This is a genomic window from Flavobacteriales bacterium (assembly GCA_016699575.1).
Taxonomy (GTDB): Bacteria; Bacteroidota; Bacteroidia; order Flavobacteriales_F; family PHOS-HE28; genus PHOS-HE28.
The window spans coordinates 4,121,136-4,138,659 of sequence record CP064979.1; the positions used below are offsets into that span (position 1 = coordinate 4,121,136).

A 17,524-nucleotide genomic window follows, 5' to 3' on the forward strand; every position below is an offset into this window, starting at 1 on the left:
GCGGCCAAGGGTTCCAACCGGGACCGAATCTCAAAGGACCCGACCGCCCAGCACCAGGGCTATTGTGCCAGCGGTCGTTGATCGATCAAACGATCCAACAACCGGTGGATGTCGCCCTCGGCCTGCAACAAACCACGTTGGGAATGGAGAAAGCCAAGCGCGTCCATGCGGTCGGCCTGGGCGATCAGCGGATCGTAGAACCCGTCCACATTGAGCAGACCTATGGGCTTGGTATGCAGGCCGATCTGCCGCCACGTTAGCAGTTCGAACAATTCATCCAAGGTACCGAAGCCTCCTGGCAGGGCGATCACGGCATCGCTGAGCTCGTGCATGCGCATCTTCCGTTCGTGCATGTCCTTCACTACGATGAGCTGCGAAACGCGGTCGTGCGCGAGTTCCTTTTCCACCATGAAACCCGGTATGACACCGATGACTTCACCGCCTGCAGCCAACGCGGCATCCGCCACCAAACCCATGAGCCCCACGTGACCGCCACCGTACACCACGCCCATGCCCCGCTCGGCAATGGCGCGGCCTACCTGGGTTGCTGCTGCCTGAATGGACGATGAATTGCCGAGACCGGCACCGCAGAAGACCGAAATGCGCATGGGGGTGAAAGTAGCAGTGGTGCCTATCGCAAACCACGGAGCACCTTGTGCATGACGCGCATGAGCCCGTTCTCCCGGCGATCGTCCCACAACTGCCAGAACATGATACCTCCGAGCTTTCTGTCCAACACATACCGCGACTTGTCGGCAACACTTATCGCATCGTCATAAGTGGCGAACTGCCGCAGCTCGGCGTTGTACGCATACGCCGCCGAGCTTTCCTGTTCTCGCATCGTTCTCCAACCCTTCGGGCCGGTGAACGTTGTATCCACCGCGCTGCACGATATGGTGTGGCTGAAACGTCCGGGCTGGTACAATCCGTCGTTCTTGCCCGGTACGTCCTTGAAAACACGCGCGTAGAATGCCGCGCCGATGACCACCTTGCCCAAGGGCACGTGCAACGAATCCAGCAGCCGGACCGCGCGGTCGGCGCTGAGCGATTGCTGCCGGCTTGAATACAATGGTGTGTGATGCCCAGTCGTCGTGCTGTAGCCATGGACAAGGTCGTAGCTCATGATGTGCACCCGGTCCACCAGGGGCATGATGCTGTCCCATTCGAAACCCTTGAGCAGGCAATCATCCGTTCCACCGGCGGCGAAACTGATCTCGTAGCGATCGCCGAACGCCTTCCGCAGCTCACGCACGAGCAGGGTGAAGTTGCGTCGGTCGGCGTCGCTGAAAGCATGGCCCGGTGGTCCTTGCACGGCCGGGTATTCCCAATCGAGATCGATGCCATCGGTCCAGGTCCGCTTCAAGAGGGCCAACACATCCTTGGCGAACCGCGCACGGGCTTCGGGCTTTGCGAACGCTTGTGAACAGCTTTCACAACCACCCCATCCGCCCAGCGACACAAGCACCTTCAGGTCCGGCTGGGTACGCTTCCGCCCAGTGAGTTCGCGCAGCACCTTCTCCTGCTTCTTGTCCATCCAGGCCAGCGTATCGCCGTTCAGGTGCTGGAAGCAGTGGATCAAATGCGTGAGCGAAGACAGGTCGCGGGCGGGCAAGTCCTTGCCGTCGCCGGCGTAGTAACCGATCAAGGCGGGCTGTTGCGCGAAGGTGATGTGACCAATGCCAAGGAAAAGAAGAACGAGCCACGATGGACGCATGGCGGCAAGGTAGCCGCACGCTCGAGGTTCAGAAGCGGCCTACCTTGATGGTGAAGGAGGTGTTGAACCCGCGCAGCGCATCCACCGGAGTGGCGGGCAGATCAATGTCGGAGGTGTACCGATATGAAGCTCCTATCCCGACACGGAGGATACGCACCAAGCTCAGTTCCAGTTCAACGCCGGGCTCCAGAAGGAAAAACGCTTGGCCTTGGTCGCGCCGATCGTCATAGTGCGTGGAATCGCCTACCTCCCAGTGGGTGGAGGTTTCGTAAGCGCAACCGCCAGCTCCGATCAAGATGGGCAGGGTGACATGCACAGGGCTCTTGTAAGCAATGACCGGTTCAAGTAACAGCCCGCCGTAGCCCATTCGGAACTGGCTGGTGCGTCGGACTTCTTCGCCGTTGTCTACCAGGTATGCGTCGTAGCCCTTGTTCGGCACATCGGTCACCATTCCATAACCGCCGATGCCCAAGGTGAAACGGTGGTCAATGATCCAACCGGCCTTCAGACCTGTGAGCAAGGCGGGCTTGCCCATCACCTCAGTGAGGGCCACTGCGGGTCCTCCCCAGCCACCATTGCGACGTTCAGAATTTGAACCGAAAAGCGTGCGTGGCTCAGCGGGGGCCTCTTGGGCCATGAGGGAGTTGGATAGTGTGGTGGAAATGGCGAAACCGATCGCCAGAACGTGTTTGATGTTCATCGTTGTCGTGTTGTACCCGGAAGACAGGAGTCACCCGGTTTACCCCTACCCAACAAGAAAAATCTTCGGCGCATTTGTATTTAACCGATTGGTTTAATACGTTTGTCCCGTCAACGACGCCATGGACCGCCTCTCGCTCACCTTCTCCGCACTGGCCGACCCCACACGCAGGGCCATCCTGGCGCGGCTTTCCAGCGGCCCGGCCTCGGTGAACGACCTCGCCGCACCCTTCAGCATGAGCCTGCCTGCGGTGAGCAAGCACCTGAAAGTGCTGGAGCGCGCGCAGTTGATCGCCCGGGGGAAGGAGGCGCAATGGCGGCCGTGCGAGATCAAGGCCGCTCCGTTGAAAGAGGCCACCGACTGGATGGAGCAGTACCGCCAGTTCTGGGAAGAGCGCTTCGATCGGCTGGATGAATATCTGAAGGAACTGCAAGCGCTGGAGAAACCGGCACCAGTGAAAGCGGCACCCAAACGGAAGAAGAATGGAGGCAACAAGTAAGCTGGTGGGCGACCGCGAGATCGTGATCACGCGCACGGTGAAGGCTCCGCGTGCGCTGGTGTGGAGAGTCTGCACGCAGCCCGAGCACATCGACCGCTGGTGGGGACCCAACGGGTTCACCAACAAGACCCTCGCCCATGACCTGCGCGTAGGCGGCCAATGGAAGTACACGATGACTGCGGCCGATGGAACCGTCTTCCCGAACCTGATCACCTACACGGAAGTCACGCCCATCGATCGCCTCGCATACGACCACGGCGACTGGGAGAATCCGAAGATGTTCTTGGGCTCGCTCACCTTCACGGATACTGAGGAAGGAACATTGATCATCCTGCACACCATCTTCCCAACGAAGGAAGCACGCGACTTCGTGATCGAGAAGCACGGCGCCATCGAAGGCGGGAAGCAAACGCTGGCCCGCTTGGACGAATATGTACGGGCGCATCATGATGCGCCCCAACCACTTTGATCAATGACCCAGCCAACCCTCTTCAACTTCATCGTCTCGAAAGACGATCGCACCGTCACCATTGAGCGGTCCTTCGAAGCACCAAGAGACCTCGTATGGGATGCCTTCACCAAGGCCGAGATCCTGGATCGGTGGTGGGCGCCCAAGCCATTTGCTTCAAGAACAAAGCACATGACCTTCAAGGTCGGAGGCAGCAGGTTCTATGTGATGGTGGGCCCGGATGGCCAAGAAGCCGGCTGGCAAGTGCAGCAGTACACCTCGATCACGCCGAAGAGCAATTTCAAGTACTTGAGCGCATTCGCGGACAAGGATGAGAACCTGCAGTTGCCAGGCTCCAACTGGGACCTGAACTTCAGTGCAGAGAATGGCAGAACGATCGTAAGCATCGTTATCCACAACGATTCGCTCGAGCGCATGGAACGAATGATCGAAATGGGCTTCAAGGAGGGCTTCAGCATGGGATTGGACCAGTTGGAGGAAGTGCTGTCCTCTTACAACAATTGAACAACAACATCGAACCCATCAACAGCGCCCCGCACCATGCTCATCAAGATCCTCATTGGCCTTGCCGTCGTCGTCATCGTCATCATTGTCGTCTCACGCTTCCAACCGAATACCTACACCGTGGCACGCACAGGCACCATAGCCGCACCTCCTTCTATGGTGTACGCGCAGATCATCGACTTCCACAACTGGGTGAAATTCGATCCGTGCATCGAACAGGACAGCAGTGCGGCTTTCACCTACGAGGGCCCGGCGAGCGGCGTAGGGGCAAAATACACCTGGGAGAGCAAGACGATCGGTACCGGAAGCATGACGATCGCGGAGGTTAAGCCCAATGAGGAAGTGATCATGGACCAGCACACGCTCACACCCATGGAAAGCAAGTCGAAGACCGCTTTCAAGATCGCTCCTGATGGAAATGGCACGAAGCTCACGTGGAGCATGACCGGCGAGCACAATTTCTTCAGCAAGATCATGTGCTTGTTCACCAGCATGGACAAAATGATCGGCGGTCAATACGAGAAAGGCTTCGAGCGCATGAACAAGGCGTTCGCGGACCTGAGCGTGCGGAAGCCCTAGCTACTGGAGAGCGCACGACTTCAAGCGACCGAAAGCGCCATGGACATCCCTCACTGAACGACCCTTGAAATCCATTCAACAACTCAACCCCATGATCAAGTCAGCCATCTTCAACTTCGACGTGCAGAAGGAAGCATGTGCGATCACCGTGGAACGCTCCTTCAACGCACCGCTGGATCCCGTGTGGGCCGCGTGGACCCAGGCCGACATCCTCTGCAAGTGGTGGGCGCCGAAGCCCTACGAGTGCGTGATCAAGTCGCTCGACTTCCGCGAGGGTGGCCGCTGGCTCTACTACATGCAGGGCCCGCAAGGCGACCGGCATTGGTGCTTCTTCGACTATGAAACCATCCGACCGAAGTCGTTCTATTCCGGCAGCGATGCCTTCTGCGATGAGAACGGCGTGGCAAGCAACACGAAGCCGAAAGTGAGTTGGGTAGCGAACTTCAACCAAGAGGGTGAACGCACCGTGGTGAAAGTCGTCCTCCACTTCGGAACGCCGGAAGAGCTTGAGCAGATCGTGTCGATGGGCTTCAAGGAGGGCTTCACGATGGGTCTTGATCAGCTGGATGAACTGCTTTCGTCGGGCAAGTGAACAACACGGAGCACATGGACCAGGGCCCCTTCTATCACGGCACAAAAGCCGAGCTACAGCCGGGCGATGTTCTCGCACCAGGCTACAGTTCCAACTATGGTCAGCGCAAGAAGGCGAACCACGTGTACTTCAGCGCGACGATGGATGCCGCGATCTGGGGCGCGGAACTCGCCGCCGGTGATGGGCGCGGAAGGATCTACATCGTGGAACCAATGGGTACCTACGAGGACGATCCGAACCTGACGGACAAGAAGTTCCCCGGAAATCCCACCAGGTCGTACCGCACCAAGGAAGCCTTAAGCGTGGTGGGTGAAGTGAAGGAGTGGACCGGTCACGCGCCGGAAGTGCTCCAAGCCATGAAAGACAACATTGAACGCCTGCGACAGCAAGGCATCGAAGCGATCGACTAAGACCGGAAAGACGCGCAATTCAACGACATCAACTCGACAGGCTAGAAGCCTGTCGGACCCCAACAACCCGACCCAATGAGTACCCTCACCCGCATCACCGTCTCTGCACACATCAACAAGCCAGTGGCCGACGTATGGAACTACTGGTCCGATCCCAAGCACATCACGCAATGGTGCGCCGCCAGCGATGACTGGCACTGCCCCAAAGCCACCAATGACCTAAAGACCGGTGGCAAGTTCTCCAGCACTATGGCGGCGCGCGACGGTAGCTTCAGCTTCGACTTCGAAGGCGTGTACGATGATGTGCAAGATCCCGGCTCAAGGCCGGGACAAGCACGCATCGCCTACACCATGGGCGACGGCCGCACCTGCGAGATCCTCTTCACTTCCGAGAACGGCGGCACCCGCGTGGTGGAGTCGTTCGACGTCGAGACGCAGAACCCGGTGGAGATGCAGCGCACCGGCTGGCAGGCCATCCTAGACCGCTTCAAGGCGCACGCTGAAGCACAGGGGTAAGTCAGTGGCATTCGCAACACACGATACCATGAGCAAAGTGAACGTCGCGCCGCACGGCGAACGTGCCATTCTGATCACGCGAAGATTCAATGCCCCGCGCAAGCTGGTCTTTGATGCCATGAGCAAGCCGGACATGGTGAAGCACTGGCTGCACGGTCCTCCGGGCTGGACGATGTCGACGTGCGCGATGGACCAACGTGCTGGTGGCAGTTATCGCTGGGCTTGGACCAACGCCGATGGCCGCGAGATGGGCATGGGTGGACAGATCATCGAGCTATCGCCGCCTGAGCGCATGGTGACCACCGAGAAATTCGATGATGCCTGGTACGAGGGCGAAGCCACGAATACGTTGACCCTGACCGAAGAGAACGGCGTCACGTTAATGTCCCTCATCGTCGAATACGAGTCGACCAAGGCGCGGGATGGCGTGCTGGCCGGACCAATGTCAACCGGCTTGGATGCGAGCTACGATCACCTGGACAATTACCTCGCTTCGCAACGCTGACCGACGATGGTTACCCGCTTCGACCCCGCCGTACACGCCTTGCTCGATGCCAACCAGCATCCCCTGCGCAAGGAGATCGATCAGTTGCGCACCATCATCCTCGGCGCTGACAAGTCGATCGAAGAAGGCGTAAAGTGGAATGCGGCGAGCTTCAAGACCGCAGATTGGTTCGCCACGCTGAACGGGCCGAAGCAGTTGAAGGAGCCGATGTTGATCCTGCACGCTGGCGCCAAGGCGAAAGGCATCGTGCTGAAGGACCGCATCCCCGATCCCGAGGGCCTCATCAAGTGGCTCGGCAACGACCGTGGGCAAGTCATCTTCAAGGACGCAAGCGACATCAAAGCCAAACAGAAGGCGCTGCAAACCATCATCAGCGCCTGGATCCAACTCATTTGACCAATGATCACCACACCCGAAGTCATCACCACCCAAGAAGTCATCACCGCCGCGATCCCGCTCGTGATCCCCGGCCGCGACATGCCCAAGTACATGGACCCCGCGATCCAGGAGATCATCAAGGTGCTCTCTGCTCAAGGCCTGCAACCGGCCGGTCCGATGTTCAGTTACCATCACCGCCGCCCCAGCGACACCTTTGACTTCGAGATCGGCTTCCCGGTATCGAAGGCGATCAAGCCGGAAGGGCGCGTGGTCAACAGCAAGCTGCCGGCGGTACGCGTCGTGCGTAGTGTGTATCAAGGTCCTTACGAAGGTCTGGCGCAGGCGTGGCCCGCATTGCAGAAATGGGTGCGCGAGAATGGCCACGGCGAAACAGGCAAGTTCTGGGAGAGCTACCTGAACAACCCGGATGAGGTGACAGACCCGAAGGACTACCGCACGGAGCTGAATTGGATAATTGGTGCAGTGTAGCGTCGACCCACCGGGTCGACCGAACCAACCTGTACATGAAGAAGGCCACAGGCAAAGCCATAGCCGCGACCCCGTCCCGGCTCAAGGCCGGGATGACAGCCCGGGGTGATAACGACGTGAAGTCCGTGCTGGCGTGGCTGGAAAGCCTGGGCAGCAAGCGCGTGCACGAGGACATGAGCAAACGCTTCGGTATACACACCGACAAGGCCTGGGGCGTGATGATGCGCGACATGCAGCAGGTGGCGAAGGCGATCGGGAAGGATCACCACATGGCACAGCAGCTATGGAAGACCGGCTGGTACGAGGCGCGCATGGTGGCCACGATGATCGCCGACCCCATGCAGGTAACGCCGAAGGAGATGGATGCTTGGTGCAAGGACTTCGACAACTGGGCCATCTGCGACACGGCTTGTTTCAAGCTGTGGGACCAAGTGCCCCACGCCTGGGACAAGGTGGCCGTTTGGGCAAAGAGTGAGAAGGAGTTCATCAAACGTGCAGCCTTCGCACTGCTGGCCTGCCTCAGCCTGCACCGCAACGACGCCGACCCGAAAGCGCTGCGCAAGTTCCTTCCAATGGTGAAAAAGGCCGCCAGCGACGAACGAAACTTCGTGAAGAAGGGCGTGAGCTGGGCGTTGCGCGGCATGGCCAACACGAGCACCGGAATGCGCGAGGACGTGATCGCACTTGCAGAGGAACTGGCCACTAGCACGAACAGCACGGAGCGCTGGGTGGGCAAGGATGTGCTGCGCGATATCCAACGCCCGATGATCGCGAAGCGGGCCGAGAAGCGCGATACGAAACGCTCGATCGCCTCAGCGAAAGCAAAGTCCAAAGCCGTTCGCCAATGAGCTGGTCGTTGCCCACCTTGATCCGCATCGATGCCATCGCTGGCCTCACGGCGGGACTTGTCCTGTACTTCGGGAGGGAGGTCTGGTGGCCGCTTTCGGGACTTTCAGCGGAATGGTTCGCGCGGCTCGGGATCATCGGGATCTGCTATGGCACATTCTCCGCCACCATCACTTTGCTCAAAGCGTACCGTCCCATTCCGGTGTGGACGCTCATCATCGCGAACCTGCTGTACGCGGTCTTCTGCTTGGGCTTGCTCCTCAGCAAGACCGATGGATTGAGCCTGCTTGGCCATGTGCATCTCCTCGCGGAAACACTGTTCGTTGGTGGATTGGCGTGGTTGGAGTCGCGCGCCATGAGATCAAAGAACCCTTTGACCATAGAACACTAGACCATGGAAACCCTTACCGATCATGAAGCTCGTACGCTTGTGATCACCCGCACGCTGAACGCACCACGTGAACTGGTGTTTCAAGCATGGTGTGACCCCAAGCATCTGGTGCGTTGGTGGGGACCGAGCGACTTCACCCTGCCCCATTGCGAGCAAGACTTCCGCGTGGGCGGCAAGTACCGCTTCTGCATGCGCGCGCCGGACGGCAGCGATCATTGGGTACGCGGCGAGTACACGCACATCGACGCGCCCTCGCGACTGGTCTTCACCTGGCTACGCGAAGACAATGATGGAGACATCTGGTGTGATACCGTCGTTGCGATCACGCTGGAGCAACGCGGCGCCTCCACCGTGCTCACCTTGAACCAGACCACGTTCGCCACGGTGGCGCATTGCGAAGAGCATGCTTTCGGTTGGAACGAATGCCTGGATCGCCTGACGTCCTTCGTCAACGAATTCGAGGAACAGCCAACGCACTGAACCATGGCAAGCACCAAACTGAAGTACATGCACAACGTCGGCATCGTTGTGGAGTCGCTCGACAATACGGTCGACTTCTTCACCGTGCTCGGCCTGAAGCTGGAAGGACGCGGCCTGGTGGAGGGCGAATGGGCCGGACGCGTGACCGGTCTCGGCGATCAGAAGGTGGAGATCGCCATGATGGTGACGCCCGATGGCCACAGCCGATTGGAGCTTTGCCAGTACCACAGACCCGCGATCATCGGCGACCATCGCACCGCACCCGTGAACGCCTTCGGTTATCTGCGCGTGATGTTCAATGTGGAGAACCTCGATGAGATGGTAGCGCGGCTGATCAAGCACGGCGCGCAGCTCGTCGGCGAGATCATGCAGTACGAGAACACCTACCGGCTCTGCTATATCCGCGGGGTGGAAGGGCTGTTGATCGGATTGGCGGAGAACATCGGAATAGACTGACAACCACCAACCATCATCCATCAACGAACAACCAAGCACCCCCATGCCCACACAGATCTTCGTCAACATGCACGTGAAGGACCTTGCCAAGAGCAAGACCTTCTTCGAGAAGCTCGGCTACACCTTCAACCCGCAGTTCACCGATGAGAACGCGGCGTGTCTGGTGATCAGCGATACCATCTATTGCATGCTGCTCACCACCGGCCACATGGAGCGCTTCGTCCCGAAGGGCAAGACCATCGCCGATGCGCACAAGACCACAGAGACCTTGCTCGCTCTTTCCTGCGATAGCAAGGACGCGGTGAACATGATGTTCGACAAAGCGATCGCCGCAGGCGCAACGGAAGCCCGCCCAACCGAGGACCACGGCTTCATGTACGGCCGCAGCTTCAACGACCTCGATGGTCACATCTGGGAGGTGTTCTGGTTCGATCCGAACGCGTTGCAAGCGTGATCCTGGAACAATGAAGAAGCAGCGCACCTGCCCCAACGGTCACATCTTCGTGAAGACCAGTGACTGTCCGACCTGTCCGCATTGCGAGGCTGAACGTGCCCCAACGGACGGCTGGATGGCGGCTCTTGTCGCGCCGGCCCGAAGAGCATTGGAGGGTGCGGGCATCAAAACGCTCGACGAATTGGCCAAGCGCAGTGAGCCGGAGTTGCTCGCCTTGCACGGCTTCGGTCCATCCACGCTGCCGATCCTTCGGAAGGCCTTGAAGGGCGCCGGACTGCAGTTCACAACGAACGCGAGATCCATGCGCGACCTACCGAAGACGTCTTCGTCCCGCACCAGCGGGAAACCCACCAACACGGACGAGTACCTGAAGCAACTGCCGGCGGATCAGCGCAAGACCTTGGAAGCACTGCGCAAGCAGATCCTGGCGGCCGCACCCGCGTGCACGGAGCACTTCGGTTACGGTTTGCCGGGGTTCAAGTACAACGATCATCCGATGCTCTACCTCGGTGCGGCGAAAAACCACGTTGCGCTCTATGGCTCGGTGCCCGTCGGCTTCAAGGACAGGCTGAAGGACTTCCACGTGAGCAAGGGCACGATCCAATTCACACCAGAGAAGCCCTTGCCCGCTGCGTTGGTGAAGGACATCGTGAAGATGAAGATGGCGGAGATCGAGGTGCGTTGGCCGGTAAAGCCGAAGAAGACCGCTGCGAAGAAGGCGGCCAAGAATGCCTTGAAGAAAAAATGAAGGACCGGATAGTATATACCTCACGTCTGATCCACGCGCCGCGCGAACGCGTCTTCGCGGCTTGGACAGATCCCGAACAACTCGCACGCTGGTGGGGACCGCAGGGTTTCACGAACACCTTCCACCGCTTCGAATTGAAGTCGGAGGGCATCTGGGAGTTCACCATGCACGGGCCGAAAGCGATGGACTTCAACAATACCTGCGTCTTCAAACGGATCGAACCACCGGCCTACCTGGAATTCGACCACCTGAAGGAGATGCACTTCTACAAGGCCATGGTGACATTCGTCGAAGTGCCCGAAGGAACACGCATCGATTGGACGATGCATTTCGATACAGCGGAGGAACTGGCGCCGATCAAGACCTTCATTGAGAAGGCGAACGAAGAGAACATGGACAAACTACAAGAACTCTGTACGGGCGCGTCATGACGCGCCCCAACAACGCAACCCCATGAAGAAACTCAACATCACTTACTGGATCATCACCGCACTCTTCAGCGGCTTCATGATCTTCTCCTCCTACGGCGGCATCACCCTGATGCCCGAAGCCGTGGCCATGCTTCACGACCACCTGGGCTACCCGTTATACTTCATCCAACTCGTCTCCTGGGCCAAGGTGCTGGGCGCCATCGCCATCCTGCTGCCCATGGTACCTGCACGCGTGAAGGAATGGGCCTACTTCGGCTTCTTCGTTGATCTGGTGGCGGCCATCGTGTCCTTTGCCGCGGTGGGCGATCCCATCGCGAGCTGGTTGCCCGTGTTCGTATTCATAGCGGTGCTCGTCTGGGCCTACTGGCTCCACCACAAGCGTCTTCAACCAAGAAACTGAACCCTGAAATCATGCTGCTCTACATCCTCATCGGTCTCGCCGTCATCATCGTCGGCATCCTAATCGCCGCTTCGCTGAAGCCGAACACCGTTCACTACGAACGCAGCGCGGTGATCAATGCTTCACCGGAGAAGATCCTTCCGCACATCGCTGACTTCCACAACTGGAAGCCTTGGAGCCCGTGGGAAAAACTGGACCCGACCATGAAGCGCGATCATCTCGGTGCGGCGCACGGCGTAGGCGCCAAATACGCCTGGAGCGGGAATAACAAGGCGGGTGAAGGCACCATGGAGATCCTCGCAGCATCGAACAGTGGTGTGAAGATCGACCTGCGCTTCATTCGCCCCTTCAAGAACGACTGCATCACGCACTTCTATTTCACGCCGCAAGGCCATGCCACCACCGTGCGGTGGACCATGGATGGCCCCAACCTCTTCATGGGAAAGCTCATGAGCCTGTTCATCCCGATGGACAAAATGATCGGCAAGGACTTCGAGAGCGGTCTCGCTGGGCTGAAGGCACAAGCAGAGAAACACAATTGAGTCGGCAGATCACTGGTTGCGCACTCCCATAGAGGCCGGATGCGCACACGGAGGCACGGAGACACGGAGTGCGCCAGCTGCGCTGGCGGTCGGGTATTTCTCCGAGCCTCCGTGTCTCCGTGTGACGCTCTGTGCGACCAAACCTTTGGGACCCCTTATCTATAACATGACAAACGCCTTCGCCGGGCTACGGCGCTCAATGCATGGCACACTACATCGATGGTTTCATGATCGCTGTTCCGAAGAAGGCACTGGCACGTTACAAGAAGCTAGCGACCGCCGCGAGCAAGGTCTGGATGGACCACGGCGCCCTGCAATACTGGGAATGCGCCGGTGAAGACCTGGAGCACGAGGGCATCCTCTACCCCTTCCCCAAGGCGGCGAAATGCAAGCCGGGTGATACGGTCGTGTTCTCCTGGATCGTGTACCGCAACCGCAAGCACCGCGACCAGGTCAACAAGAAGGTGATGGCCGACCCGCGCATGGACAAGATGTACCGCGAGCAGATGAAGACGCCAATCTTCGACCATAAGCGCATGGCGTATGGGGGCTTCGTTGGGCTGGTGGAGAAGGGATAAGTAGCGGGGGGGGTACCTTAGCCGGTATGGATACGCTGATAGCCCAACACGCCCGCAACAACGTCTCAACCCCGGCCGCCGACGAGATCCGCATCACGCGGGTGTTCAATGCGCCACGCGAACTGGTCTGGAAGGCCTGGACCACGCCCGCGATGCTGGTGAAGTGGTTCGGCTGTGCGGCCTTCAGCACGGAGAGCGCAGAGGCCGATGTGCGCGAGGGAGGCAGCTACCGCGTGGTATTGCGCAACCCGCACGGTGAGGATATCCCGATCTACGGGCGCTACACCGCTGTTCACCCCGTGGGCCACTTGGCCTTCACACACCAGTGGGAGAAGCCGCCCGTGCCGGTGAATCCGGCACACCACCACACGTTGGTCACTGTTGATCTGCACGAAGAGGGGCAGCGCACACGCATGGAATTCCGGCAGACCGGTCTTGCCACCGTAGCCTCACGCGATAGTCACGTGGGCGGTTGGTGCGATAGCATGGATGCCTTGGCGACCAGCTTGGATTGAGCCCTGCGCCTACTTTGGCGGCCCTGCATGAGCAAACAACGCCGCAAGAGCAGCGATTGCCCCAATTGCGGCAATCATCTGCGCCACGACGATGAATTCTGCAGTCGCTGCGGACAGGAGAACCACGAACTGCGGGTACCGATCGGCCATCTCTTCTTTGAGTTCATCGAGAGCATCACTCACTTCGATGGGAAGCTGTGGGCAACGCTCCGGGCCATGGCGGTGCCGGGGAAGATCACCGATGATTACCTGGCCGGCAAACGCGCCCGTTTCGTGCCGCCCGGCCGGCTGTACATCTTCACCAGCGTTGTGTACTTCTTCCTTCTCGGCGTGTCGCTCAACAACGGCAACGTGGCGGGGCTGCGGTTGAAACCTGCTGTAGCCGATAGCACAAGCACCGAAAGCGCGGACACCATCCCAACGGACTCCGTACAAGGAGAACGGGTTGCCATGGAAAACGGCGAGATCGAAGCGAGCTTCACCGTTCCCGATTCTTTGCTGGACCGTTTGCGACCCCGTGCCGATCGCCTAACGCGCGAAGAGCTCGACAGTGCCCTGGTATCCATCGGCTGGGAACCGAAGTGGATCAACCGGCGGCTCCTCGCCGGTTTGGCGCACATACCTGACGACCAACAAGCCGCGATGACCTACCTCATGCGCCTCTTCCCCAAGGCCATGAGCTACAGCATGTTCCTGCTCATGCCCTTCCTGGCGGTGCTGCTTGAACTGCTCGTGGCACGACGGCGGTTCTACTATGAGCACTTCATCTTCAGCGTGCACGTCCACATCGCCTCGTTCCTGATCAGCATCGTGCAAACGCTGCTGGGGTTCGTGCTGCCCGAATTCCTTTCCGCCGTGGTGGGTCTGGTGGCCACCATCGCCATGGTCGTGTATTTCATTCTCGCGCTCAAGCTGGTTTACCGGAAGTCCATCGGCGCGGCCATCGGGTACAGCTTCCTCCTGGCCTTGCCCTACTACTTGGCTACGGCGGTGCTGGTGCTGGTCTTCTTCGTGGTGGGTTTCATGTGGGTGTGAGCATGGGACCGCGATGGCCAATGAGCTATCTTCGGCCAATGCCTGGAATGAGACAGTTCTTTCTGCTTGCGGTGTGCGGGATGTGGCTATCCCCGATGTGTCTCGGCCAAGGCACTGATCCCACATTTGTTATCGGCGGTGGGCTTGCTCCGGTTTACCCCACCATGCACATGGACGTGTACTACCCGGAGGAAGCAAGGGACGCGGATCTTGAAGGAAGCGTCATTCTGGGCGTAACAGTGGATACACTCTGCCAAGTGAAGGACAAGCGTATCATTCAGGATATCGGGATGGGCTGTGGGAGAGCAGCCTTGGTCGGGGTGGACAAGGACTTTGAGCTTGGACTGATGAAGAGGTTCGACTTCAAGTGCACGGTTGGCGAAATGCTCGTGCCTGTCCGGTTCGAACCGAATGATTGAAACCGGTCGGCCTCAGCAACGGTCGTGTCATGTGCTGATCTTCGCCCCATGTCCTACTCCAAGATCCTCTTCTCCATCTCCGGCTCCGTTGCCACCATCCGCCTCAACCGCCCGGACAAGCTCAACAGCTTCGACCGGGAGATGGCGCTGGAGGTGATCGCTGCGTTGGATCAATGCAAGTCCGATGCTAACGTGCGGGCAGTGCTGCTCTCCGGCGAGGGCCGGGCCTTCAGTGCGGGGCAAGACCTGGCCGAAGCCATTGCTCCAGGCACCAAGATCGAGGACATCCTTACCACCCAGTACAACCCTATCGTGAGACGCCTGCGGGCACTACCGAAGCCGGTGGTAGGGGCCGTGAACGGCGTTGCCGCAGGAGCTGGCGCCAACATCGCCTACGCCTGCGACCTGACCCTGGCCGCCGAGAGCGCCAACTTCATCCAGAGCTTCATCAACATCGGGCTCATCCCGGACAGCGGCGGCACGCACACCTTGCCTCGTCTGGTCGGTATGCAGCGCGCCTTCGGGCAGATGATACTGGCGCCCAAAGTGAGCGCCAAGGATGCGGAGGCCCAAGGCATGATCTGGAAGTGCGTGCCCGATGCCGATCTGATGAACGAGGCAACAGCACTGGCCACCCGTTTGGCCGCCATGCCCACCAAGGCCATTGCCCTCACCAAGGAGGCCCTCAACCGAGCGCAATACAACACCCTCGACGCCCAACTGGACGCGGAGAACGAGCTCCAGACCATCGCCGGCCGGAGCCATGACTACAACGAGGGTGTGCAGGCGTTCCTGGAAAAGCGCAAGCCCGTTTACAAGGGCGAATAAGACCTTCGCCGCATGGACCAGAACACCATCGTTGGCGTCATCGGCGCGGGCACCATGGGCAGCGGCATTGCGCAAGTGGCTGCCCAGGCCGGGCACACGTGTTACCTCTACGATGCCAACAGCGCTGCCATTGAACGAGCACTGATCGGCTTGCGCGGCACCATCACCAAGCTGGTGGAGAAGGGCAAGTTCACCCCGGAACAAGGCATAGCCATCGGCGACCGTCTGAAGCCGGCCACCAACCTGAAGGACCTTGGCTCGTGTGGATTGGTCATTGAAGCCATCGTCGAGGATCTGGTCATCAAGAAGAAGGTCTTCGCTGAACTGGAAACACTGGTTGGCGAGGATGCCGTGCTTGCTACCAACACCTCCTCGCTTTCGGTAACGGCCATCGCCGCGGCTTGCAAGAAGCCCGAACGCGTCATCGGGCTGCACTTCTTCAACCCCGCTCCACTACTGCCGCTGGTGGAAGTAGTCCCGGGTTTGCAAACGGCTTCCGAACTGGCGGCTTCGTGCACAGCAATCATGAAGGCTTGGGGCAAAACACCGGTGGTCTGCAAGGACACCCCCGGCTTCATCGTGAATCGTGTGGCACGGCCGTTCTACGGTGAGGCGATCCGGATCTTCGAAGAGGGTATTGCGGACATGCCCACCATCGACCGCGCCATGAAGGAGGTCGGTGGTTTCAAGATGGGCCCGTTCGAGCTGATGGACCTCATCGGCAACGACATCAACTTCACGGTGACGAAAACCGTTTGGGAGAGCTTCTTCTTCGACCCGCGTTACAAACCCAGCTTCACCCAGCAGCGCCAGGTCGAGGCTGGCTGGCTGGGACGCAAGACAGGTCGTGGGTACTACACCTATGACCAAGGTCAACCCCAAGTGCTTGTCACTCCGAGCGAAGCCAAGGGGGACCAACACCTTCTCGGCAGCATCCACCTGCGCATCCTCGTCATGCTCATCAACGAAGCTGCGGATGCCTTGCACCTCGGCGTTGCCAACCGCGAGGACATCGACCTGGCGATGACAAAGGGCGTCAACTACCCAAAGGGGCTTCTGAAGTGGGCGGATGACCTGGGGCTTCCCACCTGTCTTGCGGAACTGGAACACCTGCAGGCTGAATACGGAGAGGACCGCTACCGACCCAGTCCGCTGTTGCGGCGCTTGGCTGCCAAGGGTGCCGCATTTTATTGAACTGGTTCAAGTAACGGAGGGCGTTGCCCGTGTTTAATTCGCGGCCCCGGAAACGAACCGACCAAACCACACCATGAAATTCCAAGTTGCTACCGCTGCCACCCTGGCTGCCCTGTTCCTTGTTGCCTGCGGCCCCAACGCCGAAGAGCAAGCCGCTGCAAAAGCCAAGGCCGAGGCCGATAGCCTCGCCGCTGCTGCTGCGCAGGAAATGACCTACACCATCGATGCCGCTTCCAGCAAAGTGAACTGGACCGGCACCATGCTGGGCATCAAGAACCACACGGGTACCCTGCTGTTCAGCAATGGCACCGTGATGACCAAGGGTGGTATGCTCTCCGGCGGTGAATTCACCGTGGACATGAAGAGCTACACGATGACCGACACCAACTATGCGCCCGACGGCAGCGAAAAGGGCACCCGCGCCATGCTCATGGGCCACCTGATGAGCCCTGATTTCTTCGCAGTGGACAGCTTCCCCACGGCTACGCTGAAGATAACCAGCGCTAACGGCAACACCGCCACCGCCGACCTCACCGTTCGTGGTAAGACCAACAGCGAGACCATCACGGATATCGTTGTTACCCCGAACGAAGACGGCAGCATGACCGCCACCGGCAAACTGGTGTTCGACCGCCAGAAGTACAACGTGAAGTGGGACAGCGGCAGCAAAGAGGCCGTGCTGAACGATAACATCGAACTGACCGTGGAGCTCAGCGGCAAGGCTGCTCAGTAACCGCGTTTGGTGAAAGCAGGAAAGCCCCAGCAATGGGGCTTTCTTGTTTTCTGCCGGGGCGCGTTTGCTACCACGGCCGGAGCGCGTTTGCAACGCGCTCCACTGGGAAGTGCGCTTCA

At 59.3% G+C, this 17,524-nt stretch carries 29 protein-coding genes and 1 pseudogene; 27 read left to right on the top strand and 3 right to left on the bottom strand.

Features of this window, described 5'->3' with window-relative positions; translation table 11 throughout:
* Nucleotides 1-59 precede the first annotated feature (59 nt).
* Genes IPJ76_17255 through IPJ76_17265 form a run of 3 tightly spaced genes read right to left on the bottom strand, consistent with a single transcriptional unit; the run spans nt 60 to nt 2,414 of the window.
* Nucleotides 60-608, bottom strand: a complete 549-nt coding sequence (locus IPJ76_17255; GenBank protein QQR86313.1) for a TIGR00730 family Rossman fold protein — start codon at nt 606-608, stop codon at nt 60-62.
* A 23-nt stretch (nt 609-631) separates the two neighbouring features.
* On the bottom strand, nt 632-1,714 hold the full coding sequence (locus IPJ76_17260; GenBank protein ID QQR86314.1) for a glycoside hydrolase: 1,083 nt from the start codon (nt 1,712-1,714) through the stop codon (nt 632-634).
* A 28-nt stretch (nt 1,715-1,742) separates the two neighbouring features.
* Nucleotides 1,743-2,414: a hypothetical protein gene (locus tag IPJ76_17265; protein QQR86315.1), complete on the bottom strand. Its 672-nt coding sequence runs from the start codon at nt 2,412-2,414 to the stop codon at nt 1,743-1,745.
* 121 nt (nt 2,415-2,535) lie between these two features.
* Between IPJ76_17265 and IPJ76_17270 the strand changes: the two genes are divergently transcribed.
* The 27 genes and pseudogenes from IPJ76_17270 to IPJ76_17400 all read left to right on the top strand — a co-directional run bounded on the left by IPJ76_17270 (nt 2,536) and on the right by IPJ76_17400 (nt 17,405).
* On the top strand, nt 2,536-2,913 hold the full coding sequence (locus IPJ76_17270; GenBank protein ID QQR86316.1) for a winged helix-turn-helix transcriptional regulator: 378 nt from the start codon (nt 2,536-2,538) through the stop codon (nt 2,911-2,913).
* A gap of 22 nt (nt 2,914-2,935) precedes the next feature.
* The gene (locus IPJ76_17275; protein QQR88500.1) at nt 2,936-3,382 is read left to right on the top strand and encodes an SRPBCC domain-containing protein; all 447 of its coding nucleotides are present in this window, start codon (nt 2,936-2,938) and stop codon (nt 3,380-3,382) included.
* Nucleotides 3,383-3,385: 3 nt separating this feature from the next.
* Entirely contained in the window at nt 3,386-3,886 is a 501-nt protein-coding gene (locus tag IPJ76_17280; protein QQR86317.1) for an SRPBCC domain-containing protein, read from the top strand.
* Nucleotides 3,887-3,922: 36 nt separating this feature from the next.
* Complete coding sequence (locus tag IPJ76_17285) at nt 3,923-4,465, top strand: SRPBCC family protein (protein ID QQR86318.1); 543 nt, start codon at nt 3,923-3,925, stop codon at nt 4,463-4,465.
* A 91-nt stretch (nt 4,466-4,556) separates the two neighbouring features.
* Nucleotides 4,557-5,057: an SRPBCC domain-containing protein gene (locus IPJ76_17290; GenBank protein ID QQR86319.1), complete on the top strand. Its 501-nt coding sequence runs from the start codon at nt 4,557-4,559 to the stop codon at nt 5,055-5,057.
* Nucleotides 5,058-5,071: 14 nt separating this feature from the next.
* The gene (arr, locus tag IPJ76_17295) at nt 5,072-5,467 is read left to right on the top strand and encodes an NAD(+)--rifampin ADP-ribosyltransferase (GenBank protein ID QQR86320.1); all 396 of its coding nucleotides are present in this window, start codon (nt 5,072-5,074) and stop codon (nt 5,465-5,467) included.
* A gap of 75 nt (nt 5,468-5,542) precedes the next feature.
* Nucleotides 5,543-5,983, top strand: a complete 441-nt coding sequence (locus IPJ76_17300; GenBank protein ID QQR86321.1) for an SRPBCC family protein — start codon at nt 5,543-5,545, stop codon at nt 5,981-5,983.
* A 28-nt stretch (nt 5,984-6,011) separates the two neighbouring features.
* The gene (locus IPJ76_17305; protein ID QQR86322.1) at nt 6,012-6,488 is read left to right on the top strand and encodes an SRPBCC family protein; all 477 of its coding nucleotides are present in this window, start codon (nt 6,012-6,014) and stop codon (nt 6,486-6,488) included.
* 6 nt (nt 6,489-6,494) lie between these two features.
* On the top strand, nt 6,495-6,884 hold the full coding sequence (locus tag IPJ76_17310) for a DUF1801 domain-containing protein (GenBank protein ID QQR86323.1): 390 nt from the start codon (nt 6,495-6,497) through the stop codon (nt 6,882-6,884).
* 3 nt (nt 6,885-6,887) lie between these two features.
* The gene (locus IPJ76_17315; GenBank protein QQR86324.1) at nt 6,888-7,355 is read left to right on the top strand and encodes a GyrI-like domain-containing protein; all 468 of its coding nucleotides are present in this window, start codon (nt 6,888-6,890) and stop codon (nt 7,353-7,355) included.
* A 35-nt stretch (nt 7,356-7,390) separates the two neighbouring features.
* Nucleotides 7,391-8,203, top strand: coding sequence for a DNA alkylation repair protein (locus IPJ76_17320; GenBank protein QQR86325.1), 813 nt, complete (start codon nt 7,391-7,393; stop codon nt 8,201-8,203).
* Nucleotides 8,200-8,592 carry a hypothetical protein gene (locus tag IPJ76_17325; protein ID QQR86326.1) on the top strand — a complete coding sequence of 131 codons (393 nt, stop codon included), beginning with the start codon at nt 8,200-8,202 and terminating at the stop codon, nt 8,590-8,592. The genes IPJ76_17320 and IPJ76_17325 overlap by 4 nt, the downstream gene beginning before the upstream one ends.
* A gap of 3 nt (nt 8,593-8,595) precedes the next feature.
* A complete protein-coding gene (locus tag IPJ76_17330; GenBank protein ID QQR86327.1) occupies nt 8,596-9,072 on the top strand; it encodes an SRPBCC domain-containing protein in 477 nt (158 codons plus the stop codon).
* Between the two features lie 3 nt (nt 9,073-9,075).
* Nucleotides 9,076-9,528 (top strand): VOC family protein, encoded by a 453-nt coding sequence (locus IPJ76_17335; protein QQR86328.1) that lies wholly within the window; start codon nt 9,076-9,078, stop codon nt 9,526-9,528.
* 43 nt (nt 9,529-9,571) lie between these two features.
* Nucleotides 9,572-9,982, top strand: a complete 411-nt coding sequence (locus tag IPJ76_17340) for a hypothetical protein (GenBank protein ID QQR86329.1) — start codon at nt 9,572-9,574, stop codon at nt 9,980-9,982.
* A 10-nt stretch (nt 9,983-9,992) separates the two neighbouring features.
* Nucleotides 9,993-10,265 (top strand): annotated as a pseudogene (locus IPJ76_17345) (hypothetical protein).
* A gap of 18 nt (nt 10,266-10,283) precedes the next feature.
* Nucleotides 10,284-10,730: a DUF1801 domain-containing protein gene (locus IPJ76_17350; GenBank protein ID QQR88501.1), complete on the top strand. Its 447-nt coding sequence runs from the start codon at nt 10,284-10,286 to the stop codon at nt 10,728-10,730.
* Nucleotides 10,727-11,161 carry an SRPBCC domain-containing protein gene (locus IPJ76_17355; protein ID QQR86330.1) on the top strand — a complete coding sequence of 145 codons (435 nt, stop codon included), beginning with the start codon at nt 10,727-10,729 and terminating at the stop codon, nt 11,159-11,161. Before IPJ76_17350 ends, IPJ76_17355 begins: the two co-directional genes overlap by 4 nt.
* A gap of 22 nt (nt 11,162-11,183) precedes the next feature.
* Complete coding sequence (locus IPJ76_17360) at nt 11,184-11,561, top strand: DoxX family protein (protein ID QQR86331.1); 378 nt, start codon at nt 11,184-11,186, stop codon at nt 11,559-11,561.
* A gap of 11 nt (nt 11,562-11,572) precedes the next feature.
* Entirely contained in the window at nt 11,573-12,103 is a 531-nt protein-coding gene (locus IPJ76_17365; protein QQR86332.1) for an SRPBCC family protein, read from the top strand.
* A 203-nt stretch (nt 12,104-12,306) separates the two neighbouring features.
* Nucleotides 12,307-12,681, top strand: coding sequence for a DUF1428 domain-containing protein (locus IPJ76_17370; GenBank protein ID QQR86333.1), 375 nt, complete (start codon nt 12,307-12,309; stop codon nt 12,679-12,681).
* A gap of 26 nt (nt 12,682-12,707) precedes the next feature.
* Nucleotides 12,708-13,196: an SRPBCC domain-containing protein gene (locus IPJ76_17375; protein ID QQR86334.1), complete on the top strand. Its 489-nt coding sequence runs from the start codon at nt 12,708-12,710 to the stop codon at nt 13,194-13,196.
* Nucleotides 13,197-13,223: 27 nt separating this feature from the next.
* Nucleotides 13,224-14,231, top strand: coding sequence for a DUF3667 domain-containing protein (locus IPJ76_17380; protein ID QQR86335.1), 1,008 nt, complete (start codon nt 13,224-13,226; stop codon nt 14,229-14,231).
* Nucleotides 14,232-14,401: 170 nt separating this feature from the next.
* Complete coding sequence (locus IPJ76_17385) at nt 14,402-14,650, top strand: energy transducer TonB (protein QQR86336.1); 249 nt, start codon at nt 14,402-14,404, stop codon at nt 14,648-14,650.
* Between the two features lie 48 nt (nt 14,651-14,698).
* Complete coding sequence (locus IPJ76_17390; GenBank protein ID QQR86337.1) at nt 14,699-15,478, top strand: 2-(1,2-epoxy-1,2-dihydrophenyl)acetyl-CoA isomerase; 780 nt, start codon at nt 14,699-14,701, stop codon at nt 15,476-15,478.
* A gap of 12 nt (nt 15,479-15,490) precedes the next feature.
* Nucleotides 15,491-16,672, top strand: coding sequence for a 3-hydroxybutyryl-CoA dehydrogenase (locus IPJ76_17395; protein ID QQR86338.1), 1,182 nt, complete (start codon nt 15,491-15,493; stop codon nt 16,670-16,672).
* Between the two features lie 73 nt (nt 16,673-16,745).
* The gene (locus IPJ76_17400; protein ID QQR86339.1) at nt 16,746-17,405 is read left to right on the top strand and encodes a YceI family protein; all 660 of its coding nucleotides are present in this window, start codon (nt 16,746-16,748) and stop codon (nt 17,403-17,405) included.
* Nucleotides 17,406-17,524: the final 119 nt, after the last annotated feature.